General features: G+C 35.7%; 27 protein-coding genes. 26 read left to right on the top strand and 1 reads right to left on the bottom strand.

Features of this window, described 5'->3' with window-relative positions:
• Positions 1–48: 48 nt before the first annotated feature.
• The 25 genes from V7056_RS07355 to V7056_RS07475 all read left to right on the top strand — a co-directional run bounded on the left by V7056_RS07355 (position 49) and on the right by V7056_RS07475 (position 23,320).
• A complete protein-coding gene (locus V7056_RS07355) occupies positions 49–699 on the top strand; it encodes an adenylate kinase (protein WP_499700633.1) in 651 nt (216 codons plus the stop codon).
• A gap of 285 nt (positions 700–984) precedes the next feature.
• Positions 985–1,203 carry a translation initiation factor IF-1 gene (gene infA / locus V7056_RS07360; RefSeq protein WP_056467475.1) on the top strand — a complete coding sequence of 73 codons (219 nt, stop codon included), beginning with the start codon at positions 985–987 and terminating at the stop codon, positions 1,201–1,203.
• 38 nt (positions 1,204–1,241) lie between these two features.
• The gene (gene rpmJ, locus V7056_RS07365) at positions 1,242–1,355 is read left to right on the top strand and encodes a 50S ribosomal protein L36 (protein WP_000868344.1); all 114 of its coding nucleotides are present in this window, start codon (positions 1,242–1,244) and stop codon (positions 1,353–1,355) included.
• Between the two features lie 21 nt (positions 1,356–1,376).
• Positions 1,377–1,742, top strand: a complete 366-nt coding sequence (gene rpsM / locus V7056_RS07370; RefSeq protein WP_192604281.1) for a 30S ribosomal protein S13 — start codon at positions 1,377–1,379, stop codon at positions 1,740–1,742.
• Positions 1,743–1,768: 26 nt separating this feature from the next.
• Complete coding sequence (rpsK, locus tag V7056_RS07375) at positions 1,769–2,158, top strand: 30S ribosomal protein S11 (RefSeq protein WP_088044540.1); 390 nt, start codon at positions 1,769–1,771, stop codon at positions 2,156–2,158.
• 169 nt (positions 2,159–2,327) lie between these two features.
• Positions 2,328–3,272 (top strand): DNA-directed RNA polymerase subunit alpha, encoded by a 945-nt coding sequence (locus tag V7056_RS07380; RefSeq protein ID WP_499700638.1) that lies wholly within the window; start codon positions 2,328–2,330, stop codon positions 3,270–3,272.
• An 87-nt stretch (positions 3,273–3,359) separates the two neighbouring features.
• Positions 3,360–3,722 (top strand): 50S ribosomal protein L17, encoded by a 363-nt coding sequence (rplQ, locus tag V7056_RS07385; protein ID WP_088003839.1) that lies wholly within the window; start codon positions 3,360–3,362, stop codon positions 3,720–3,722.
• Between the two features lie 112 nt (positions 3,723–3,834).
• Complete coding sequence (locus V7056_RS07390) at positions 3,835–4,677, top strand: energy-coupling factor ABC transporter ATP-binding protein (RefSeq protein WP_499700640.1); 843 nt, start codon at positions 3,835–3,837, stop codon at positions 4,675–4,677.
• A complete protein-coding gene (locus V7056_RS07395) occupies positions 4,653–5,519 on the top strand; it encodes an energy-coupling factor ABC transporter ATP-binding protein (RefSeq protein ID WP_499700642.1) in 867 nt (288 codons plus the stop codon). The genes V7056_RS07390 and V7056_RS07395 overlap by 25 nt, the downstream gene beginning before the upstream one ends.
• Positions 5,516–6,310 (top strand): energy-coupling factor transporter transmembrane component T family protein, encoded by a 795-nt coding sequence (locus V7056_RS07400; protein ID WP_499700644.1) that lies wholly within the window; start codon positions 5,516–5,518, stop codon positions 6,308–6,310. Before V7056_RS07395 ends, V7056_RS07400 begins: the two co-directional genes overlap by 4 nt.
• A 12-nt stretch (positions 6,311–6,322) precedes the next feature.
• Positions 6,323–7,066 (top strand): tRNA pseudouridine(38-40) synthase TruA, encoded by a 744-nt coding sequence (gene truA / locus V7056_RS07405; protein ID WP_499700652.1) that lies wholly within the window; start codon positions 6,323–6,325, stop codon positions 7,064–7,066.
• A gap of 156 nt (positions 7,067–7,222) precedes the next feature.
• Positions 7,223–7,660: a 50S ribosomal protein L13 gene (gene rplM, locus V7056_RS07410; protein WP_088003849.1), complete on the top strand. Its 438-nt coding sequence runs from the start codon at positions 7,223–7,225 to the stop codon at positions 7,658–7,660.
• A gap of 21 nt (positions 7,661–7,681) precedes the next feature.
• Positions 7,682–8,074, top strand: a complete 393-nt coding sequence (gene rpsI, locus V7056_RS07415; RefSeq protein ID WP_056467505.1) for a 30S ribosomal protein S9 — start codon at positions 7,682–7,684, stop codon at positions 8,072–8,074.
• A gap of 246 nt (positions 8,075–8,320) precedes the next feature.
• Positions 8,321–9,592, top strand: a complete 1,272-nt coding sequence (locus V7056_RS07420; protein WP_499700664.1) for a cation:dicarboxylate symporter family transporter — start codon at positions 8,321–8,323, stop codon at positions 9,590–9,592.
• Between the two features lie 18 nt (positions 9,593–9,610).
• Positions 9,611–11,047: an aspartate ammonia-lyase gene (aspA, locus tag V7056_RS07425; RefSeq protein WP_499700666.1), complete on the top strand. Its 1,437-nt coding sequence runs from the start codon at positions 9,611–9,613 to the stop codon at positions 11,045–11,047.
• 126 nt (positions 11,048–11,173) lie between these two features.
• Positions 11,174–12,865, top strand: coding sequence for an NAD-dependent malic enzyme (locus V7056_RS07430; RefSeq protein WP_499700668.1), 1,692 nt, complete (start codon positions 11,174–11,176; stop codon positions 12,863–12,865).
• A 134-nt stretch (positions 12,866–12,999) separates the two neighbouring features.
• Complete coding sequence (locus tag V7056_RS07435; protein ID WP_499700693.1) at positions 13,000–14,295, top strand: ATP-binding protein; 1,296 nt, start codon at positions 13,000–13,002, stop codon at positions 14,293–14,295.
• Positions 14,296–14,299: 4 nt separating this feature from the next.
• Positions 14,300–15,235: a response regulator gene (locus V7056_RS07440; protein ID WP_499700670.1), complete on the top strand. Its 936-nt coding sequence runs from the start codon at positions 14,300–14,302 to the stop codon at positions 15,233–15,235.
• Between the two features lie 198 nt (positions 15,236–15,433).
• Positions 15,434–16,903 carry a protein adenylyltransferase SelO gene (locus V7056_RS07445; RefSeq protein ID WP_499700672.1) on the top strand — a complete coding sequence of 490 codons (1,470 nt, stop codon included), beginning with the start codon at positions 15,434–15,436 and terminating at the stop codon, positions 16,901–16,903.
• Positions 16,904–17,078: 175 nt separating this feature from the next.
• Positions 17,079–18,353 carry a phage portal protein gene (locus V7056_RS07450; RefSeq protein WP_499700674.1) on the top strand — a complete coding sequence of 425 codons (1,275 nt, stop codon included), beginning with the start codon at positions 17,079–17,081 and terminating at the stop codon, positions 18,351–18,353.
• Positions 18,354–18,537: 184 nt separating this feature from the next.
• Positions 18,538–19,809: an S-adenosylmethionine decarboxylase related protein gene (locus V7056_RS07455; RefSeq protein ID WP_499700676.1), complete on the top strand. Its 1,272-nt coding sequence runs from the start codon at positions 18,538–18,540 to the stop codon at positions 19,807–19,809.
• Between the two features lie 332 nt (positions 19,810–20,141).
• Positions 20,142–20,576 carry a DUF2521 family protein gene (locus V7056_RS07460; RefSeq protein ID WP_499700678.1) on the top strand — a complete coding sequence of 145 codons (435 nt, stop codon included), beginning with the start codon at positions 20,142–20,144 and terminating at the stop codon, positions 20,574–20,576.
• Between the two features lie 58 nt (positions 20,577–20,634).
• Positions 20,635–21,345, top strand: coding sequence for an N-acetylmuramoyl-L-alanine amidase CwlD (gene cwlD / locus V7056_RS07465; protein ID WP_499700679.1), 711 nt, complete (start codon positions 20,635–20,637; stop codon positions 21,343–21,345).
• A gap of 95 nt (positions 21,346–21,440) precedes the next feature.
• On the top strand, positions 21,441–22,508 hold the full coding sequence (gene salA / locus V7056_RS07470; protein WP_499700681.1) for an iron-sulfur carrier protein/transcriptional regulator SalA: 1,068 nt from the start codon (positions 21,441–21,443) through the stop codon (positions 22,506–22,508).
• 215 nt (positions 22,509–22,723) lie between these two features.
• Entirely contained in the window at positions 22,724–23,320 is a 597-nt protein-coding gene (locus V7056_RS07475) for a KinB-signaling pathway activation protein (RefSeq protein ID WP_499700695.1), read from the top strand.
• A 77-nt stretch (positions 23,321–23,397) separates the two neighbouring features.
• Here the strand turns inward: V7056_RS07475 and pdaB are convergent, their stop codons facing one another.
• Positions 23,398–24,165 carry a polysaccharide deacetylase family sporulation protein PdaB gene (gene pdaB, locus V7056_RS07480; protein WP_499700683.1) on the bottom strand — a complete coding sequence of 256 codons (768 nt, stop codon included), beginning with the start codon at positions 24,163–24,165 and terminating at the stop codon, positions 23,398–23,400.
• A gap of 150 nt (positions 24,166–24,315) precedes the next feature.
• Between pdaB and V7056_RS07485 the strand changes: the two genes are divergently transcribed.
• Entirely contained in the window at positions 24,316–24,492 is a 177-nt protein-coding gene (locus V7056_RS07485) for a hypothetical protein (RefSeq protein WP_499700685.1), read from the top strand.
• Positions 24,493–24,701 lie beyond the last annotated feature (209 nt).

The following is a 24,701-nucleotide window of genomic DNA, read 5'->3' on the forward strand; positions in this document are numbered from 1 at the left end:
GAAGTAGAAATTTCCCTTTTGCTCACCTAATTTTGAGGAGGATCAACCATGAATTTAATATTAATGGGACTTCCTGGTGCAGGCAAAGGCACACAAGCTGAGAAAATAGTAGAGAAGTATGATATTCCTCATATTTCTACAGGTGATATGTTCCGTGCTGCTATTAAAGATGGCACAGAACTAGGTCTTAAAGCAAAATCGTTTATGGATCAAGGTCAACTTGTTCCTGATGAAGTAACAATTGGAATTGTACGTGAACGATTAGCTAAAGATGATTGCCAAAACGGTTTTTTATTGGATGGCTTTCCTAGAACAGTTGCGCAGGCTGAAGCACTAGAAGAGACACTGAATTTAATGAATCGTAAATTAGACTTCGTGTTAAACATTCATGTAGACCAACAACTATTAATTGATCGTTTAACAGGACGTCGTATTTGCAAAGAGTGTGGTGCGACTTATCACTTAATTTTCAATCCTCCAGCTGAAGAAGGAATCTGTTCGAAATGTGGCGGAGAACTTTATCAACGTGCGGATGATAATAAGGAAACTGTTGCAAACCGCCTTGAAGTAAATATTAAACAAACTCAACCTTTACTTGATTTCTACAATAACCTTGGTTATGTGAAAACAATTGAAGGTGACCAAGAGATTAGCAGAGTTTTTGTAGACATTGATAATCTTTTAAAAGAGTTAGTTTAAAAAACGAACGAGAGATCGTCGTTCCAAGTGTATGACGTTTTGTCGTTTCGTCAAAACTAATTACTATGAATAAAAGCTTTGATTTAGCTTTGATTGGAACGATTGATTTTATATAGGATCTACAATTCAATTGGTAATAGGGTCAAACCTATACTACTGACAGAAAGAATTTCTTACTTATGTAGGCCAATTAATCTCCAACATATCAGAGCACTTTGGCTTAATATTCCTAAGCGTATGTTTGCCTACAGCAAGCTACTGATTTGAAGAAAGGAGAATGCCCTAATGGCGAAAGATGATGTAATTGAAATTGAAGGTACCGTTACGGAAACACTTCCGAATGCGATGTTCAAAGTTGAATTAGAAAATGGTCATGTTGTTCTAGCACACGTTTCTGGTAAAATTCGTATGAACTTCATTCGAATTCTTCCTGGTGACAAGGTAACTGTTGAACTATCTCCATATGATTTAACTCGTGGTCGTATTACGTACCGTTTTAAATAATAATTATGCACTCCGTAATCTACAAGGAGGTTTAAATCATGAAAGTGAGACCATCAGTAAAACCAATCTGTGAGAAATGTAAAGTTATTCGCAGACGTGGTAAAGTAATGGTAATTTGTGAAAATCCAAAACATAAACAAAAACAAGGTTAATAAAGAAGGAGGTGCACCTAAATGGCTCGTATTGCTGGTGTAGACATTCCCCGCGACAAACGCGTGGTAGTTTCTTTAACTTATGTATACGGTATCGGTCGTTCAACTTCTGAAAAAATCTTAGCTGAAGCTGGAATTTCAGAAGAAACACGTGTGCGTGATTTAACAGAAGAAGAATTAGGTAAAATTCGTGAATTAGTTGACAAGTTAAAAGTTGAAGGGGATCTTCGTCGTGAAGTTTCTTTAAACATTAAACGTCTTATCGAAATTGGTTCTTTCCGTGGTATCCGTCACCGCCGTAACTTACCTGTTCGTGGTCAAAATACTAAAAACAATGCGCGTACTCGTAAAGGCCCACGCCGTACAGTAGCGAATAAAAAGAAATAATATTTAAGTAAAGGAGGGTATTCAACATGGCACGTAAAACAAACGTACGTAAACGTCGTGTGAAAAAGAATATTGAAGCTGGTACAGCTCATATTCGTTCAACTTTCAACAACACTATCGTAACTATTACTGATGTTCATGGTAACGCGATTTCATGGTCAAGTGCAGGATCATTAGGATTCAGAGGTTCTCGTAAATCTACACCTTTTGCTGCACAAATGGCTGCTGAAACAGCTGCGAAAGCATCTATGGAACATGGTTTAAAAACTCTTGACGTAACGGTTAAAGGTCCTGGCGCTGGTCGTGAGGCTGCTATCCGTGCTCTTCAAGCTGCTGGTCTTGAAGTAACTGCTATCAGAGACGTTACTCCAGTTCCACATAACGGATGCCGTCCACCAAAACGTCGTCGTGTATAATTTGTCTGTATAAATTTACAAAAATTGTCTATAATGGATTATGATATATGTTTGGCAAATATTAACAGACATCTCTTGTTGTGCACAATTAGGAACTGCCTAATGGGGACTTTCGGTTAGCATTATTGTCTAACCGAGGGTTTCGACGTTTTGAAGGAGGGTTTATAAAATGATTGAAATCGAAAAGCCGAAAATCGAAACGGTTGAGATCAGTGACGATTCCAAGTACGGTAAATTCGTTATTGAACCACTTGAGCGTGGATATGGTACAACGCTAGGTAACTCCTTACGTCGTATCCTTTTATCCTCACTTCCTGGTGCCGCTGTAACCGCTATTCAAATTGATGGTGTGTTACATGAGTTTTCTACAGTTGAAGGAGTTGTAGAAGACGTTACAACAATTATTCTTAATGTGAAAAAACTTGCTCTGAAGATTTATTCAGAGGATGATAAAACATTAGAAATTGATGTACGCGGTGAAGGACCGATTACTGCAGCTGACATTACGCATGATAGCGATGTTGAAGTACTGAATCCAGATCTTCATATTGCGACACTTGCTAAAGATGCTCATCTTCGTATCCGTCTAACTGCTAGACGTGGTCGTGGATACATCCCTGCAGATGGTAATAAGAGAGAGGATCAAGCAATAGGTGTTATTCCTATCGACTCGATTTACACTCCAGTGTCTCGTGTCACATACCAAGTAGAAAATACACGTGTGGGACAGGTTTCAAATTTCGATAAGTTAACACTTGATGTTTGGACTGATGGAAGCATTGGACCAAAAGATGCAATTGCACTTGGTTCAAAAATTCTAACTGAACACTTAAACATTTTTGTAGGTTTAACTGACGAAGCTAAAAATGCAGAAATCATGGTCGAAAAAGAAGAAGATCAAAAAGATAAAGTACTTGAAATGACGATTGAAGAACTTGATCTTTCTGTTCGTTCATATAACTGTTTAAAACGAGCTGGTATTAATACAGTACAAGAGCTTGCTAATAAAACAGAAGAAGACATGATGAAAGTACGTAACTTAGGTCGTAAGTCTTTAGAAGAAGTGAAACACAAGTTAGAAGAATTAGGTTTAGGCCTACGTAAAGAAGACTGACTGTTGCTTTGATAAAGGGAGAGGCGTTCTCTTCATCTAGTCTATATGACCCAATTTTGATACTACCTACAAAGGAGGGAACTAGAAATGGGATACAGAAAATTAGGACGTACTAGTTCACAACGTAAAGCTATGTTACGTGACTTAGCTACTGACTTAATCATCAACGAACGTATTCAAACAACTGAAACACGTGCGAAAGAATTACGTTCTGTTGTTGAAAAAATGATTACTTTAGGTAAACGTGGAGACTTACACGCTCGTCGTCTAGCTGCTGCTTACATCCGTAATGAAGTTGCTAACGCTGAGACTGGTCAAGACGCATTACAAAAATTATTCGCTGACGTTGCTCCTCGTTACACTGAGCGCCAAGGTGGATACACTCGTATCGCTAAAATCGGTCCTCGTCGTGGAGACGCAGCACCAATGGTTGTTATCGAATTAGTTTAATATTCGTTACTAAAGGGCTCGACGTTTATTGCAAACATGTCGTTGCCCTTTTTTTATATTGTCTTTTAGACTATTATATATCTATAAACAAACAAGAATTATAGGTGAAATCATGAGAAAAGATAGTATTAAAGTAGATAATATATCCTTTAAATATCCAAATGCCCAAACGAATGCAATTCACTCAGTATCTTTTGAGATAAAAGAAAATGAATGGATCGCAATTGTGGGGAGAAATGGATCAGGTAAGTCAACTTTAGCTAAATTATTAAATGGTCTTATTCTTCCTGAGGAAGGCCATATAACAATAGATGATGACATTATTTTAGCTGAAGAAACGATATGGGACGTACGAAAAAGAATAGCAATGGTTTTTCAAAATCCTGATAATCAGTTTGTTGGAACAACTGTATTAGATGATATAGCGTTTGGTTTAGAAAACCATGGTATTGAAAAAGCCGAAATGGATCGCAGGGTACAAGAAGTATTAAATATCGTTAATATGATGGAATTTAAACTACATGAGCCACATTCCCTTTCTGGAGGCCAAAAACAAAGAGTTGCCATTGCAGGTGCGCTTGCTATACAACCGAGTATATTAATTTTGGATGAAGCAACTTCTATGTTAGATCCATTTGGACGTAAAGAAGTGATAGAAACAATCCGTAACCTACATAAGGATATTAATATGACAGTAATATCGATTACACATGATATTGAAGAAGCAGTACACGCTGATCGTATTTTAATTATGCATGATGGCCATCTAGTCCAAAGTGTGACGCCTGAGGAACTATTAACAACCGAATATTCACTAGAATCACTTGGATTAGCATCTCCTTTTACAAATAACCTTTCTAAGCTACTAGTAGACAAGGGTTTACCTATTAAGCAAGACCATTTAGCGCAAGAAAGTTTGGTGAACGAATTATGCAAATTACTTTTGAAAAAGTAGGATATACCTATCAGCCTAATACGCCTTTTTCGTATCGTGCATTACATGAAATTGATGTTTCTATACCTGATGGTTCTTACTACGCTGTAATAGGTCACACTGGCTCAGGTAAATCAACTTTTCTACAACATTTAAATGGCCTCTTACAACCTACTGAGGGGATAGCTAGAATAGATGATATTACCCTCAATTCAGATAAAAAAAATAAGAAATTAAAATCACTACGTAAAAAAGTCGGATTAGTTTTTCAGTTTCCAGAACAACAATTATTTGAAGAAACAGTAGAAAAAGATATTTGTTTTGGACCTATGAATTTTGGTGTTTCAGAGGAAGAAGCAAAAAAAAGAGCGAGAATCTTAATCGAAAAAGTAGGATTAAACGATGATTACTTAATGAAGTCACCTTTTGAGTTAAGTGGTGGACAGATGAGGAGAATTGCCATTGCAGGCGTATTAGCGATGGAGCCGGATGTACTTGTATTAGATGAGCCAACTGCTGGACTTGATCCTAGTGGTCAAAAAGCGCTTATGGATATGTTTTATCAATTACATAAAGAAAATGGTCTGACAATCATCTTAGTGACACATAGCATGGAAGATGCTGCAAGATATGCTGATACGATTCACGTGCTTCAAAAAGGCACTACATACTTAAAAGGAAGCCCCTTAGAGGTATTCTCATATGAGAAGGAATTAGAAGCAATCGGATTACAAATCCCGTTATCATTAAAATTCCATCAAGAATTAAATCAAAGGTTAGGGATAGAGAAACAAGCTACAAGTTTAACACTAGAACAACTTGCAGATTATATAGCAAATCTTTACAATGGGGAAACTACATGAATGGTTTAATTATCGGTAAATATATACCAATTGATTCGCTGATTCATCGTTTAGATGCAAGAGCTAAACTTCTGACGATGTTCCTTTTTATTTTTATTGTCTTCTTTGCGAATAATTTAGTAACGTATTCTATTTTATTCGTATTTGTAATGACCTCAGTTCTATTATCAAAAGTACCAATGAGCTACTATATAAGAGGTCTCAAAACAATTTGGTGGTTAGTTTTATTTACGTTTATTCTTCATGTGTTTACAAATAAAGAAGGGCCACTATTATATGAATATGGTTGGTTAGAAATTCATAAAGAAGGGATCATTCAAGGGATTTTTATATCTGTCAGGTTTTTCCTTCTTGTTTCAATTACAACCATACTAACTTTAACAACGAACCCAATCGAAATTACGGACGGCTTAGAATCATTATTCCATCCTTTTAAGAGATTTGGTTTACCAGTCCACGAAATGGCTTTAATGATGTCAATTTCGTTACGTTTTATTCCTACTTTGATGGAGGAAACCGAAAAAATTATGAAGGCTCAGTCGTCAAGAGGAGTAGATTTTTCTTCAGGACCCATTAAAGAGCGTCTAAAGGCATTAGTTTCATTACTAGTACCATTATTCATTCATTCTTTTAAGAGGGCTGAGGACTTAGCTATTGCGATGGAGGCCAGAGGATATCAAGGTGGAGAAGGAAGAACTAAGTTTCGGATCATGAAGTGGAAAATGAGTGATACTTTAAGTCTTGTTATTTTAGTTATTCTATTTTTATTATTATTGTTTTTACGTAAGTAATGGAGAAGTGAAATGAATCGTATAAAATGTATAATCGCATATGAAGGTACACTTTTTAATGGGTATCAAGTTCAACCTAACCAACGTACTGTTCAAACAGACATTGAGACAGTACTATCAAGAATGCATAAAGGAATGCAAATACGTATCCACGCTTCTGGTCGTACAGACACAGGAGTACATGCAGTTGGACAAGTTATTCATTTTGATAGTGAATATAATCTCGAACCAGACCAATGGAAAAAGGCATTAAATGCGCAATTACCAAAGGATATATATATTAAGTCAGTTACGATCGTAGAACCGACGTTTCATTCACGATTTGATGTTGTTCAAAAAGAATACAGATATGTTATTTGGAATGAAACGGAAGAAAATATTTTTTCAAGAAACCAACATTATTTTTTTCCATATGAGCTAGATCTTGGAAAGATGCAAGAAGCACTTCAATACTTAATTGGAACGCATGACTTCAGTTCATTCTGTGCTTCAAATACTGATATAAAAGATAAAGTTCGGACAATTTATGAAGGAACGATTACGAAAGAAGAACAAGGAATTGTTATTAAGCTTGTCGGAAATGGTTTTCTTTATAATATGGTTAGAATAATTGTTGGAACATTAGTCGAAGTGGGGCAAGGAAAACGCGATGTAACGAGTGTGAAAATCGCTTTAGAAGCGCGTGATCGAAGCTTTGCTGGCAAGACTTCACCGCCACATGGATTATTTTTGTGGAAAGTAGATTATAACAACTAATCCTGGTGTAACATTTGCTTGACATTAGAAGGTAGAAAGTTTAATATTAAATACGGTATTGTTTTAAGAACCACGATTAGCCCCGGAACCAGTCGTGTTAAGATAAACAATAAAAACAATTTTACTTTATGTATATTGTATTAGGAGGAAAATAGAATGCGCACAACTTATATGGCAAAAGCTAGCGAAGTTGAACGTAAGTGGTTCGTTGTAGACGCTGAAGGTAAAACTTTAGGTCGTCTTGCAACTGAAGTAGCTGCTTTACTTCGTGGAAAACACAAACCAACTTTCACACCACACATTGACTCAGGTGATAACGTAATCATCATCAATGCTGAGAAAGTTGAATTAACAGGAAATAAATTAAACAACAAAATTTACTACCGTCACACAATGTATGCTGGTGGTTTAAAAGAGCGTACTGCTTTAGAAATGCGTACTAACTACCCAGTTAAAATGCTTGAATTAGCTGTTAAAGGTATGCTTCCAAAAGGACGTCTTGGACGTGCTCAAGTTAAAAAATTACACGTGTATGCTGGTAACGAGCATCCACACCAAGCACAAAAACCAGAAGTTTACGAACTTCGCGGATAATAATAAAAGGAGGGCATTCACATGGCACAAGTACAATACTATGGCACAGGACGTCGTAAAAGCTCAGTAGCTCGTGTACGTTTAGTTCCTGGCGAAGGACGCGTTATCATTAACGGTCGTGATTTTGAAGATTACATCCCATTCGCTGCATTAAGAGAAGTTGTTAAACAACCACTTGTTGCAACTGAAACTTTAGGTAGCTATGATATTCTAGTAAACGTTAACGGCGGTGGATACACTGGTCAAGCTGGTGCAATTCGTCACGGTATCTCTAGAGCATTATTACAAGTTGATCCTGAATACCGCGGAACTTTAAAACGCGCTGGATTATTAACTCGTGATGCACGTATGAAAGAGCGTAAAAAATACGGTCTTAAAGGTGCACGTAGAGCTCCTCAGTTCTCAAAACGTTAATATTATTTTTACAAGGCTCTTTTCCACTCAGTGGAGAAGAGCTTTTTTCATTTAGAGTCAGTATGTTTACGATAAATACGTAAATGAAATACGAAATGTAAGCTCAACCATCTGGTTTTGCTTTTTGTTTTCCACAAAAATTTTTCGAATCAATCTGTAGGTTTCTGTATTGTTTTGTAGTTTTGCTTTTAGACTTAGTTAAGTATTTATTAATTCAATTTGAAAGCGTTCACAAGGGGGATCTACATGAAGAAATTTGGATTAGCTACGCAAATTTTTGTTGCTCTTATATTAGGAATCGTGGTTGGGGCTATATTTTACGGAAACGAAACAGCAATAGGATATATTGCACCAATTGGAGATATATTCATTCACTTAATAAAAATGATTGTTATGCCGATTGTAATAGCAGCACTGATTGTTGCAGTTGCAGGTGTGGGTGATATAAAAAAGTTAGGAAAACTGGGTGGTAAAACGCTACTTTATTTCGAAGTGATTACAACGATTGCATTAGGAATTGGATTATTGGCTGCTAACTTGTTCCATCCTGGTACAGGAATTGATATGGATCATCTACAAAAAGGAGATATATCCGCATACGAACAAACAGCTACTGCTACTCAAAACAAAGGCTTCGCTGAGACGATTGTTCATATTTTTCCAAAGAATGTGTTCGAATCTATGTCACAAGGTGACCTTTTACCGATTATTTTCTTCTCTGTTCTATTTGGTTTAGGGGTTGCTGCGATCGGGGATAAAGGTAAGCCGGTACTACATTTCTTTGAAGGTGTATTAGAAGCAATGTTTTGGGTTACAAACCAAGTAATGAAGGCTGCTCCATTTGGGGTATTTGCGCTAATAGCTGTAACGGTTGCAAAGTTCGGCGTAAGTACATTGCTTCCGCTTGGAAAACTTGTTTTAGCTGTGTATTTAACTGTTCTGTTTTTCGCTATTGTCATTTTAGGTATTAATGCAAAAATGGCAGGAACAAATATTTTTACGCTTATTAAAATTTTAAAGGAAGAACTGATCCTTTCATTTACAACAGCGAGTTCTGAAGCAGTACTTCCAAACATTATGAAAAAGATGGAACAATTTGGTTGTCCGAAAGCAATTGTTTCGTTCGTTATTCCGACTGGATATACATTTAATTTAACTGGTTCTGCAATTTATCAAGCACTTGCTTCACTTTTTGTTGCACAGATGTATAATATACACATGTCCTTTGTTGAACAAGTTACATTATTATTTGTACTTATGTTAACTTCAAAAGGTATGGCAGGTGTTCCAGGTGCATCGTTCGTTGTTGTACTGGCAACACTAGGTTCAATGGGATTACCATTAGAGGGAATCGCATTAATTGCGGGAATAGACCGTATTTTAGATATGATTCGCTCAGCTGTAAACGTATTAGGAAACTCATTAGCAGCCATCACGATGGCGAAATGGGAAGGCGAATTTGATAAAGATAAAGCGCAGCAATACATGAATTCTGTTAAGGAATCAAATGTTGCGTAAAGATTGGAGAAGAGTACGATGACATTTACTGAAACTAAACCTAATATTCGGTTAGAGAAAGATTTTCTAGGGGAAAAAGAATTGCCTGCGGATGCCTATTATGGGATTCAAACATTACGTGCTGTTGAAAACTTTCCGATTACAGGATATAAAATTCATGAAGAATTAATTAAAGCTTTGGCTGTTGTTAAGAAAGCTGCAGCTCTTGCAAATATGGAAACAAAGCGCCTATATGAAGGAAATGCTATGGCCATAGTAAATGCAGCTCAAGAAATCATTGATGGCAAATGGCATGATCATTTCATTGTAGACCCTATTCAAGGTGGTGCGGGTACTTCAATGAACATGAATGCAAATGAAGTAATTGCCAATCGTGCTCTAGAGTTGATTGGTAAAGAAAGAGGAGACTATTTCTGTATAAGTCCCAATAGCCATGTAAATATGTCACAGTCTACAAATGATGCTTTTCCGACTGCAATTCATATTGCAACTTTAAATATGCTAGAAAAGTTATTAAAAACAATGGAATATATGCATGAGGTTTTTGAGTCAAAAGCAAAAGAATTTGACCATGTCATCAAAATGGGTCGTACTCACTTGCAGGATGCTGTTCCAATTCGTTTAGGTCAAGAGTTTGAGGCTTACGCTCGAGTAATTGGTCGTGATATCAAACGTATCAAGCAATCACGCCAACACTTATATGAAGTAAATATGGGGGCAACAGCGGTAGGAACAGGCTTGAATGCTGATCCTCGCTATATTGAGCTTGTTGTAAAACATCTTGCTGAAATTAGTGGTTTATCACTTGTAGGTGCAGAGCATCTTGTGGATGCGACTCAAAACACAGATTCTTACACGGAAGTATCAGCGTCACTTAAAGTATGTATGATGAACATGTCTAAAATTGCAAATGATTTACGATTAATGGCATCAGGTCCTCGAGCAGGTTTAGGTGAGATTACATTACCTGCACGTCAACCTGGTTCTTCAATTATGCCTGGGAAAGTCAACCCAGTTATGGCTGAAGTTATTAATCAAGTGGCATTCCAAGTAATCGGAAACGATCATACAATATGTTTAGCGTCTGAAGCAGGTCAATTAGAACTAAATGTTATGGAACCAGTACTTGTTTTCAACTTACTTCAATCAATCAATATTATGAATAATGCTTTCCGTGCATTTACAGATTACTGTTTAAAGGGTATTGAAGCGAATGAAGAAAGAGTAAAAGAATATGTAGAAAAGAGCGTAGGGATCATCACAGCTGTTAATCCGCATATTGGCTATGAAGTTGCAGCACGAATTGCACGAGAAGCAATTTTAACTGGGCAACCGATTCGTGAACTATGCTTAAAATATGATGTGTTAACAGAAGAAGAACTTGATTTAATTCTAGATCCGTATGAAATGACTCACCCTGGTATTGCGGGTGCAGCTCTATTAGATAGACAGTAATGAACTAAAATCAGCAAAAGAGGGCGAAATGCCCTTTTTTGCTTAACATAAAATAAATCCACTTAATGGGTTCATATAAGAATGAGCAAAAAATGAATGATTGATTGGAAAAAAGGAAGGGATTATATGTTTAAATTTAAGGTAGATTCTAATGGGGAAGTAAAAACTACCTTACGCGGTGCCGAACTACTGGCTATCCCGTTGTTAAATAAAGGCGTTGCTTTTACTGAAGAGGAACGAAAGGAATTAGGACTAACAGGATTACTGCCACCAGCAGTATTGTCCTTAGATGAACAGGCACGACGCGCTTACGAGCAATTTTCTTCGCAACCGACTGATTTGCATAAAAATGTAACACTATCTGCTTTACATGATCGAAATGAGATATTATTTTATCGTGTTCTGACAGATCACTTGCCTGAAATGCTTCCTATTGTCTATACCCCGACAGTTGGTACGGCAATCAAACGTTTTAGCAATGAATATCGCCGACCTCGTGGAATGTATTTATCAATCAATGAATTTGATGGCATTGAACAAGCAATTGATAATTTCGGAGCTAGTGCAGAAGATATTGATTTGATTGTTATTACCGATGGAGAAGGTATTTTAGGAATTGGTGACTGGGGAGTTGGCGGCATTAATATCGCAATTGGAAAATTAGCGGTTTATACAGCTGCGGCTGGAATCGATCCTGCGAGAGTACTTCCTGTTATATTAGATGTGGGTACAGATCGTGAAGAGCTTCTAAGCAACCCATTTTACATTGGAAATCGCCATCCACGTGTGCGTTCTGATATTTATGAAGAATTCATTGAGAAGTTTGTTAGTACTGTAGTAAGAAGATTTCCTAATGCATTATTACATTGGGAGGATTTTGGTACTCAAAATGCGCGAGATATATTAGAGAAGTATCGAGGTAGTGTGTGTACATTTAATGACGATATTCAAGGTACAGGAGCTGTTTCGTTAGCTGCTGTACTAGCGGCAGTGCGCGCTTCTGATATTCCATTAAGTGAACATCGTGTTGTTGTTTTTGGAGCTGGGACAGCTGGTATAGGAATTGCAGATCAAGTTCGAGATGCAATGGTACGCGAAGGGCTTTCATTGGAAGAAGCTAACCGTAGATTTTGGTGTATTGACCGACATGGTTTACTGTCAGAGGATATGGAGTTATACGACTTCCAGCGACCATACGCTCGTCCGTTCGAAGAGAATAATTCCGGAGCAAGCTTAGATGAAGTAGTTGGTCAAATTCATCCTACTATTTTAATTGGTACCTCAACGGTAGCGGGTGCATTCACTGAAGAGATTGTGAAGGAAATGGCAGCACATGTTGAAAGACCTGTCATTTTACCAATGTCTAATCCGACACCTCTAGCAGAGGCAAAACCTGTTGATCTAATTCATTGGACAGAGGGAAGAGCATTAGTGGCAACTGGCAGCCCGTTTCCTAATGTCACATATAACAAAACAGTTTATGTGATTGGGCAATCTAATAATGCTTTAATTTTTCCAGGGCTTGGTCTTGGAACGAATGTTTCTCGTGCACGTATTATCACTGACGGAATGTTTGCAGCGGCCGCTGAAGCTGTGGCAGCAATGATTGACGTTAGTAAATTAGGTGCACCTTTGCTTCCGCAAATTGAAAATCTTCGCGCCATTTCTGAAGTCGTTGCGATAGAAGTAGCAAAAGCAGCTATAGCTGATGGTGTAGCTCGCGCTCTGCACGATGATATCCAACAAGCTGTTAGAAATGCCATGTGGGAACCTGAATATAGACCTATTAAAGCTGTAACAAACGCTTATATTGGATAGTATAGAAAGTACTGGTACAGCTTGTTTAAATGAACAAGCTGTATTTTCTTATTAAATTACGTAGTGTATGGAGGGCAATTGTGATTAAAAATTCAAAACGAAGTACTCTTGGTAAAAATCGGGGAGTATCAGAATTGAAGCCAGATCAACTTCAAGACAAGGACGTCTGGATTGTTATTGCGCTAATGATTATCGTACCGATTGCGGGTGAATTAAATTTTCATCCATTCGATAATATTTTTCGTGTCAGTTTTGGAACGCCAATCTTCTTCTTTTCTTTATTGTACTTTAGAAAAATTTCACCGGTTGTTTTAGGGCTTTTTGTAGGAGCGGCCGTTTTCATCTTTCGTGTTGGATTGGACTGGGTGGTTTTGGCGGACTTTAGCCTAGATACTTCATTCTCCATAAGATACCCGACGTTTTTTTACTATCTAATGTATGCCTTTCTGTTTTACTTATTGAGGGTAAATCGTTTCCAACATCCATTACTGATTGGATTTTTTGGCATTACCATCGAAATTGCATCTAGTCTCCTAGAGTTAATACTCCAACTGATTGGTAACGGTTCAGAACTTACAGTAGGTGAATTAAACAAAATTATTATTATTGCCATATTTCGAAGCTTTTTTGTTTTAGCTTTTATTAATATGATGAAACTGTACGAACTAAGACTAAAAGAATCACAAACCCGGAGAGAGAATGAGAATATGCTCATGCACCTTTCCAATTTATATGTTGAGTCTGTTTATTTGAAAAAGACGCTACAAAATGCAGAGACGATCACAAAGGAATCCTATCATTTATATCGTAATATGAATCATGTTAACCCTATTCATGGTTATCCAATTGAAGATTGGGGAAAAAAAGCCTTGCGAATCGCAGGAGAAGTACATGAAATAAAAAAGGATAATCAGAGAATCTTTGCAGGTCTTTCAAAGCTCATTTCAAGTGAAAGCTTGCCAGAATATATGAATGTAAATGAATTAGCGCTTATTATTATTAGAAGTAATCAGAAATATGCTGCACTACTAGGAAAGAAAATCGAATTTGTTTCTAAAATAAACGGTACACATTCGAATTATCATATTTACCTAATGCTATCCTTTATCAACAATTTAGTTGCTAACGCAGTTGAAGCAATTGAAAATATAGGGATAATTATGATTTCAATTGATAGAACTGACGATTGGATTGAATGCAAAGTGAGTGACAATGGTCCAGGAGTTCCTTCAAAATATACCGAGCTGATTTTTAAACCTGGATTTACCTCAAAATATAGAGGAGATGGAACACCGTCTACAGGGATAGGTCTATCATATATAAAAGAAATGGCGGAGGAATTAGGAGGAGAAGTAACACTTAGTCAAAAAGAGCACGAATGTATTTTCATGATCCGACTACCGGTTCGAAGACTAGTCGAGAAAGGTTGAGTTTATGCTTTTTTATATCACAGACGACGATGAAGTTTTTCGTTCAATGTTGTCACAAATTATAGAGGACGAAGAATTGGGAGAAGTTGTTGGCGAAGCGGAGGATGGTTCATTTCTAGATCAGCATACATTAGCAATAAGACAAGTAGATATTCTATTTATCGATTTGCTTATGCCAAATCAAGATGGAATCGAAACGATTCGGAATATAGGGCCAACTTATAAAGGGAAAATCATTATGATTTCTCAAGTAGAATCTAAAGAGCTAATTGGAGAGGCATATTCTCTCGGAATAGATTATTACATCACAAAGCCTTTGAATAAAATTGAAGTGATATCAGTTATAAGAAAGGTGATGGAACGGATCAGGTTAGAACGATCTATCCAAGATATTCAAAAATCACTCAGCAATGTATTTGAATGGAACTCATCACATAATCCAAAACCTCATCCTGAGAAAAAGAAGATTACAGATTGGGGACAAGTTCTTTTATCTGAGCTCGGCATAGCTGGGGAAAACGGGAGCAAGGACCTACTCGATATGATCAATTATATATTTGAATATGAAGCAAATCTTACCTTTGAGGCGGGATTCCCTACACTTAAGGATATTCACACTCATATAAGCTTGAAGAAATTAGGTGTGAGCGCTATACAGGAGGATGTAGACAGAGAGAGGAAAGCTTCTGAACAACGTGTTCGTCGAGCAATTAATCAATCATTAAACCATATGGCATCTATTGGTCTTACTGACTTTGCGAATCCTAAATTTGAGAATTATGCTTCAAAATTTTTTGACTTTGAAACAGTGCGTCAACGAATGACAGAATTAAAGCTTGCAACAACTCTAGCGTCATCAACAAATACAAGAGTAAATGCTAAGAAGTTTATTCAAGTACTGTATTTTGAGGCCAAACAAATGCTAGCTGAAGGATATTAGTATAAAGAAATTAAATCCGCTCTCAACCTATTGGGTTGGGACTTTTTTTAACCCTTTTGATTAGAGAATAATTAACTTTTGAGTAGAAGACACTAAATACTATGAATAACGATCATTCATTAAATGAGCTTGTTTTCTGTATGATATATTTAGAAGAAGAATATATTTGAAAAAGACATAAAACAAAGAGGAGATATGATGACGAATAAGAATGAACACCAAATTGGATGGAAATTTGATAATAGCTACGCTAGACTTCCGGAAATGTTCTTTACGAAAATCAATCCCACCAAAACTAGTTCGCCAAAGTTAGTGATTCTCAATGATTCATTAGCTAAAGACCTTGGGTTAGATATCCAAGCATTAGAAAGTGTTGAAGGAATTGAAGTCCTTTCTGGTAACCAAATACCTGAAGGTGCAATGCCGCTAGCACAAGCTTATGCAGGTCATCAATTTGGGTATTTTAACATGTTAGGTGACGGTCGTGCGATTTTAATAGGAGAGCAAATTAACTCTTTAGATGAGCGAGTTGATATTCAACTAAAAGGTCCTGGTCGAACGCCATATTCTAGAGGTGGAGATGGACGCGCGGCAATCGGGCCGATGTTACGAGAGTATATTATTAGTGAAGCGATGCATGCACTTGGAATTCCTTCAACACGAAGTTTAGCTGTGGTTTTAACAGGAGACGTCATTAGGCGCGAAACTTTGTTACCAGGCGCTATATTAACACGTGTAGCTGCTAGTCACATTCGGGTAGGAACGTTTCAATATGCTTCAAAATGGGGCAGTGCGGAGGATTTGAAGACACTAGCCGACTATACGATTGAGCGCCACTATCCCGCTATTGAAGATACTCCAAACCGTTATCTTTCACTACTTCAAGAAGTCATTAAGCGTCAGGCGAAATTAATTGCCAAGTGGCAGTTAGTAGGATTTATCCATGGCGTAATGAATACTGATAATATGACAATTAGTGGAGAAACGATTGATTACGGACCATGTGCTTTTATGGATACATATCATCCCGAAACAGTATTCAGTTCAATCGATACACAAGGACGCTATGCTTATGGGAATCAACCACTTATTGCAGGTTGGAATCTTGCGAGGTTTGCCGAAACTTTATTACCTTTACTTCATGAGGATCAAGAAGAAGCTGTGAAACTAGCCCAAAATGAAGTTTCGAATTTTATGGAGATCTTTCATTCAAACTGGCTTATGGGAATGAGAGCAAAACTAGGATTATTTAACGAAGATGAGCAGGATGAATCCCTTATTGAGGAACTTTTAAATATGATGCAAAAATATAAAGCAGACTATACAAATACATTTGTTTCCTTAACTTTTGGTAAGCCAGAGGACACAACACTCTATGGGACTCAAGAATTTGCAAATTGGCTTGAACAGTGGCAGGCAAGAAAAAGCAGTCAAAAGGAGACGCAGGACGAATCAACGCAATTAATGAGAACGAGCAATCCTGCCCTAATCCCTCGGAATCATAAAGTGGAGGGTGCATTAGAAGCCGCAGAACAAGGAGACTTGAGTTTGATGAACCATCTCCTAAGCGCGCTTTCTAAACCTTTTGCACACTCACCTGAACAATGTACTTTTGCAACATTACCTGAGCAATCGAACGAACCATATCGTACTTTTTGTGGAACATGATGTAAAAAACTCTCAACTATTTTTGGTTGAGAGTCTTTTTATGGCATCAAAAGGAATAATCTAATTGTCCAAGTCATAATTTTAATAGATAAAAATTAAAAAATTTTAATTTATATATATTAATCTATACCCTTATCCCGAAGCCTTTTTTACTAATAGTTGGGAGTGGTGGCAATTGGGCTTAATTGAAAAGATGCTTGGTAAAAAGAATTACGCATCGAATATATCTCATTTTATATTGCTTAATGATGATGGTGAAGGATTTTTTACTTTAGGAGACAAATTATTTAAAAGTGATGTGATCAGAGCTTGTATTAGGCCAAAAGCGAGGGCAATTGGAAAACTTACAGCTAAACATATTCGAGAAAATATAAAAGAATGTAAAGTAAATCCAGACCCATGGATACTGAGTGTGCTTGATGAACCGAATCAATTTATGACTGGGCAAATGCTTCAAGAGAAGTTAGCGATTCAATTAGAATTAAACAATAATGCCTTTGCATATATAAAGCGAAATGAATATGGTTATCCATCTGAAATTTTTCCAATACCTTGTACAAAAATTGAAGTGTTGGAAAATAAACAAGGAGTAATATTTTTAAAGTTTACTTTTAAAACAGGTAGGACTATTACATTACCGTATGATGATATTATTCATTTAAGACAGGACTTTAATGATCATGATTTATTTGGAACCCCCCCTTATGATGCTTTATTACCACTACTAGACGTAGTTGATACAATCGATGACACAGTTGTACAAAAGGCTAATGGAAATCATTTGATAAAATGGTTATTAAACTTTAAAGAAGTACTTGATCAGTCTGAAATGGAGAAAAATGCAACAGAATTTGTTAATAATTATATGAAGATTACAGGAGCGGGCGTAAAAGTAGGGATATCTGAACCTAGCTATGAATTAGAGCAGGTTAAATCAGATAGTTATGTACCAGAATCGCAACGATCATTAGATGCAATACGCCGCATTTATAATTTTTTTAATACAAACGAAAAAATTGTGTCGGGATCTTATAATGAAAATGAATGGAATACGTATTATGAAAGTGTAATTGATCCTTTAGCCATTCAAATGAGCAATGAATTTACTAGGAAGTTTTTTTCGAATAGAGAAAGAACGAGTGGAAATAGAATTATTTTTGAAACATCCAACTTGAAGTACGCTTCAATTGCTACAAAATTAGGTTTATCTGTTATGGTCGACCGTGGCTCATTAACGCCAAACGAATGGCGTTCAATCATGTCATTTGGGCCAATTATGCGAGGAAATACCCCGATTAGAAGTACAACTTTGGTACCGATCGATGAAAAGGAAAAAGATAGGGAGTGGGAGTTAGAAAGAGAAAGAGAAAAGAAACGAGAAGAAGAGATGAAAAAATGCATTGAAGAAGTAAAAGAAAAGGAAAAAGAAAAGAAACCAGATGAGAAATAAAATGGTTATCAATGAATAGTGGCCCCTAACAATCCTCTTTGTTACGGGCTATTTCTATTGGTTTTTGTCTCATCTGTTATTTTAAAATCCATATTTTCATGATACTTGTCCAAACACGATTGTCTAAGGATTCATATTGTAAAGTAATGCGAAGAACTAAACAAATTCATGGAGTTGTTTTTATATGAAAGAAATGGACAAGAATGCAGTTATTACACTTTTAGGCAGTTCAGGAGGCGTAGCAAAGGCGGTATTATCGATTTTTAATAAAGCATTTCAAGATCAAGATGATCCACTTTATCCCATCTTACAAAGTGCAAGATTTCATTTAATTGATCTTAAACAAAAAGATGTATCTTATTTTGAAAACATTATCCCGGCTTTGATGGAGCATGTGACATTTCATGAAACGAATTTAAATAATTTGGATTCATTTAACAAACATTTACTTGATTCCAATACAACGCTTGTAATTGATGTTTCAAGAGCGGATTCTGTTGAAATGCTAAAGTGTTGTAATGAGCTTGGGATTAAATATGTGAACACTGCGTTAGAAAGTGAAATAGTAGATGAGGATGAAAGTATTAAAAATGGTTTTCCACTTAAAGAGCGTTTGCGAATTTTTGAGGAAAACAAGAGAAAATTTAAAAATACCACTGCTATAATTGGATCTGGAATGAACCCAGGAATAGTCCAGTGGATGGCACTTGATTTAATGAACCAACACCCTTCAGAAAAACCTCAGGCATGTTATATCGTTGAACATGATGATTCTTTTTATGAGAATCCTTCAGTTGCTCAAAAAAATACAATTTATACTACTTGGTCACCAGTTTGTTTTTTAGAAGAAGCTGTAACGAGTTTTCCGATGTTTGTGAAACAGGATATTCCTATATTTCTGTATGAAAATGTTTATTCAGTGGAATTTAAAGTAACATTGGGTGAAAAACAATTTTATGGCTGTTTGATGCCGCATGAAGAAGTATTTATTATTGGAAAACTATTCAATTTAGAAAGTGGATTTCTGTATCGTGTAAATGAGCACACAACAAATTTAATTCGAGAAAATTTAAATAATATCGATCAAATAATGGATTTTGATAAAAAGCTTCTTGATCCTTCAACTGCACCTTTAAATGGTGAGGATTTAGTAGGTGTACTGCTTGTATATGAAGATAAAGAACGATTTGTTTACAATGTAATGAATAATGAGTATGCATTTAAAAATTATGGTACGAATGCTACGTATCTCCAAGTAGCATGTGGTGTTTATGCTGGGGTTACAAGTTTATTTTTAGATTCATTTACAAAGGGAGCATATTTTGTAGATGAATTATTATTGGAAACAAACAGTAAATACGGTACGTACTTGAAATATCATATGCCACACTTTATTTATGGAGAAAATGCAAATAGTGATGGATTGCTACTTCAGAGAATGAGATCATTTAAATAATATAATAATGAAGTCACTTAGACTGCTCGCCAAACAATCGCTTTCTTCGTTGCTTCGCCTGCTTGAGGTGCTTACTTACCGTCAAAGGGTAACTTAAGAGGCATATCCGGCTCTGGCGCCTCGAAAGACCATCATGTTCAATCAGTCCAAGTCTTCTTCTCTACAAGCTAAGCCAATACTTCAGAGTATTGGCTTTTTTCTGTCGATAAAATTTTGAGAAAATCAAAGTTTTTATGAAAATTATTACTTCTTACATGGAAGAAATTAAGTATCTACTTTTTGAATGAACATTCCCCTTTCGTCTTAGACTATTGCTACGGGGAGGTTTCAACATGAATGATGTTATTACAAATTTTCGAGAAAAGAGAAGAGCTAAACAAATTACATTTGAAAAAAGTTTATTGAAAGAATTGAAAATATTGCAACTAAAATCCCAATTAAAGGATTCATTTTCATATTTTATAAATGCCGATACTCATCAAAGAAAAGCAAGGGAAGATTATTGTTTTGAGTTAGCTGTGGAGACGTATCTACTTGGAGCTAGATATAGTAGGTTCGGCTTTTATGGCGAGCCGATAGAAAGTGTAAAGAAACGCTCAGCGAAAGAAACAGAATGGTTAGCATATTTATTTTATTCTTCTGTTTTTGGAAGAAGAGATGATATCCAAACTGAACCATTTAATCAATGTAAATCGTTTTTACATAACTGGTGGTTAGACGGATATGTAAAAGGTGAAAGAAGACATAGACTTCGCTTATCAAAGTAAGTCATATTCTCCCTAGTTGTCCCATATATTTTTTATAGGACAATCAGGGGGAGAAAAAATGAAGAGATGGCATCTAATTGTTATTATCGTGACATTTGTTTTTGTAATTTTATGTATACCTTTTTTGCAAAAAACATCTAAGACATGGAAATTAAAAGGATTACCTTTAGATGGGAAAGTTATTGTTTTAGATGCAGGGCATGGTGGTCCCGATGGTGGGGCTTCTGGTGGTGATGTAATTGAAAAAATTGTTGCGTTATCAATTACAAATAAACTAAGGGACTATTTACAAGAGCAAGGTGCTTCAGTCATCATGACAAGAGATGGTGATTATGATTTAGCTGAAGAAGGCTTAAGGGGCTACAGTAGAAGAAAGAGCATGGACCTAAGAAGAAGAGTAGAGCTCATTAATAATTCTAATGCGGACTTATATTTATCAGTGCATTTAAACTCTTTACCTGGTACTTCTTCTAAAGGTGCGCAAACATTTTACTATGGATCTTTAATTGAAAATGAGCGCTTTGCTAAATATGTTCAAGCGGAGCTTAGAGAAAGCCTAAACAATACTCATCGTTTAGCGAAGATCATTAATCATGTTTATTTAATGAAGTATTCAAAAGTTCCTGGTGCACTCGTAGAGGTGGGATTCTTATCAAATTATGAAGAAAGCCAGCAACTTCGAGATGAAGAGTATCAGAACCAGCTTGCTGCAGCAATATACCGAGGAGTAATAAGGTATTATACAGATAAAAACGAACCGCCGAATTAATCGGTGGTTTTCATTTTATTAAGAGTGATTTACGTAAGACTATATACGTCACATGTGTTATACTATTTAGTATATTGAGATAACGAGGTGTAATTATGCTTACTAACGAACAAGTATTGTCACTTTTAGGAACAATTAATGAACCTTTCATAAATAAATCTTTTTTAGAATTAAATGCTGTAAAAGAAATTTCAATTAAAGAAGAAAAAAATCATGTAAGTGTTAAAGTTGCATTATTTAAAACTGGAACAGCAGAACAAATGCAAATTCAGACACAAATTGTTCAAGTGTTAAAACAAAACGGCGCTGATACTGTTGGTATCCGTTTCACGGAGTTTACTGAAGAAGAGAAAAGTCAGTTCACTCAAAGTGAAGAAGGACAAGAAGAAGCTAGTCTTTCATTATTAGATAATAAAAAAGTTGAATTTATCGCAATTGCCAGTGGTAAAGGTGGAGTAGGTAAATCAACTGTTTCTGTAAATTTAGCAGTTGCCTTAGCAAGAATAGGTAAAAAAGTTGGTATCATCGATGCTGATATCTATGGTTTTAGTGTGCCTGATATGATGGGGATTACAACTAGACCAGTTATTCGTGGAGAGCGAATCATACCGGTAGATCGTTTTGGGGTAAAAGTTATTTCAATGGGATTCTTTGTTGAAGACAATTCACCAATTATTTGGAGAGGTCCAATGCTTGGTAAAATGCTACAGCAATTCTTTACTGAAGTTGAATGGGGCGATTTAGATTATTTACTGTTAGATTTACCACCGGGAACTGGGGATGTAGCACTAGATGTTCATAGTATGTTACCTTCATGTAAGGAAATCATCGTAACAACTCCACATCCTACTGCATCAGTCGTAGCTGCAAGAGCGGGAGTCATGGCACTTAAAACGAACCATGAAGTAATTGGTGTTGTAGAGAATATGAGTTATTTTGAAAGTGAAAAAACTGGCGAAAAAGAATATGTATTCGGAAAAGGTGGAGGAGAGAGGCTTGCTAAAGAGCTTCAAACGACACTATTAGGACAATTGCCATTAAAACAACCAGATTGGGATGAAGAAGACTTTGCACCATCAATTTACGATCAAAATCATCCAACTGGAAAAATATATACAGATATTGCGAAACAAGTAGTAGAAAAAATCGTTTTAAATAAATAAAGACAGAATCTTTACCCTTTTAATTTATTCAGCATGTTTTTTGTGATAGTATTGGTTATGGATTTTACATATACCAATTAAGAAACATGTAGTGGATTATTAGGGTATTTATTTTGTTTAAAAAGTAAATTTTTAGTAAATAAAGTTAGAATGTTAATTATTATGAAAGCGGTTTTGCTTTAAATGTATGGGGGAGCAGGAATAGAATGGCGAAGATGACGAGTCGAAAAGTGGTTCGATTATTTTTTACAACCTTGTTGGTTGGTGGAATTAGTACGATTATTACAGGTGTGCTATACGGTAATAAGGAGTATTTAGGTTATTTACAGGATCTACGATTTACAAAATTACTTTTGGAAGCATCGTGGTTATTTATATTAGGGTTAGTTTTCAGTGCTGTAAGTCAGATGGGATTTTTCGCTTATCTAACAGTTCACAGATTCGGATTAGGTTTTTTTAAATCTCCTCAAGTCTGGAATGTCATTCAAATTGGACTAATTATGTTTGCACTATTTGATCTTGCGTATTTTCGATTAATCGAATTTGCTAAAGATGGGGATTCATATGTAGGTTATATTTTATTCCCAGTTATACTTTTTGTATGTAGTTTCGTTGTAGCATATATCAAAAGTAAGGAAACAAACAAAGGTGCATTTATTCCTGCATTATTTTTTATGATCGTTGTAACAATTGTTGAATGGATTCCAGCATTAAGACAAAATGACCTTTCTTGGTTAATTTTAATGGCGGTGCCGTTATTTGTTTGCAATACATATCAATTATTAACTTTACACAGAATTTTAAAAAGCTAAGAGAAAAATCTCTTAGCTTTTTTATTATAAATAGTATTGTTTAGGATGCAGACTTGATAAAAAAATGAACAGATCTTTTAATTAACAACTTTCGTTTTTGTTTTCGTATTTGATATCATCTGTGAGACTGATAAATTTTTATATCCTTTATCTCTTAAATACGAAATAATCAACGGAATTGCCTTTGGTGTTTGTAATGCAGAGTCACTAGCATGAAGAAGGATAATATCTCCTGGATTTGTATTTTCCTTAACAGTTTCAAAAATTTGGTTTGTTCCCGGATTTCTCCAATCCTCAGTATTTATACTCCAATGTACAACTGAAAGATTATATCGAGACGCTACTTTAATGACTTCTTTATTGAATTCTCCATTTGGCGGTCTAAACAGTTTTACGTCTTTAACGCCTAGTCGTTTAAATACTTCATCTGAATTATTTAAATCGCGTTGCATTTCTAATGTCGTAAGTTGCGTGTAGCTTTTATAACGATACCCTAGTGTCCCAATTTCGTGTCCCTGTTTGACAATTGTTTCAACAATCTCAGGGTGTCTCTCTGCCCAAGATGCGGATAAGAAAAAAGTTGCATTATTTATTCTCTGGTTTTTTAATACTTCTAATACTTTAACAGCATTTTCATCTCCCCAACTAATATCAAACGTTAAAGCGATATTTTTTCTTGATGCATCACCTTTATAGATCGCCATAGGTCCTTTACTTGTCGAAAATGTAGAGAATGTTTTAGGTGCTTGTATATAAACTAAGCAAGCTGTAAAAAATGCAATAATAGTTATTAAGGATATTTGTTTTAATTTCCTTTTAGAGGTGATATAAAAATAAAAAAGCATAAACTCCCCTTCCTTCTTGTACAAGTTCTTAGTTAAAGGATATGAACTCAAATAAGCTTGTATGCTATAAATCAAAATTATTACATAATCCAAAAAGGTAAGAGAACAGTAAAAATCTGCTTACTGATTGTTTTGAAAAGGGGTGGAGAGATGTATGGTATTCTTTTAAGAAAAGAACATGTACTGGAAATAGAATCTCTTGTTTTACGTTCCATTAAAGAAATAGAACAGGAATTATCTACAAAGCATTTTAAAGAGAATGTAAGATCTGAGTTGATACAAAAGAAAACGATACTGACTGAAGTTTATAGTAGACTTCCTTTATAAAAAGCTTTGATAAATTTTTTATAAATTAATTCTATAAAAGTATTGACGATACTTTTAAATACATGTTATATTATTAAGCGTCGTCAACGAAACGAAATAAAGCTTGTTTAAAACAATTTAAATAAATTTTATAAAGTTGTTGACATTGATTAAAGTGAAGTGTTAATATAAGAAAGTCGCTTACGAGCGGTAAAGTGAACTTTGAAAAC

The organism is Bacillus sp. JJ664, assembly GCF_036962205.1.
Classification (GTDB): Bacteria; Bacillota; Bacilli; order Bacillales; family Bacillaceae_G; genus Gottfriedia.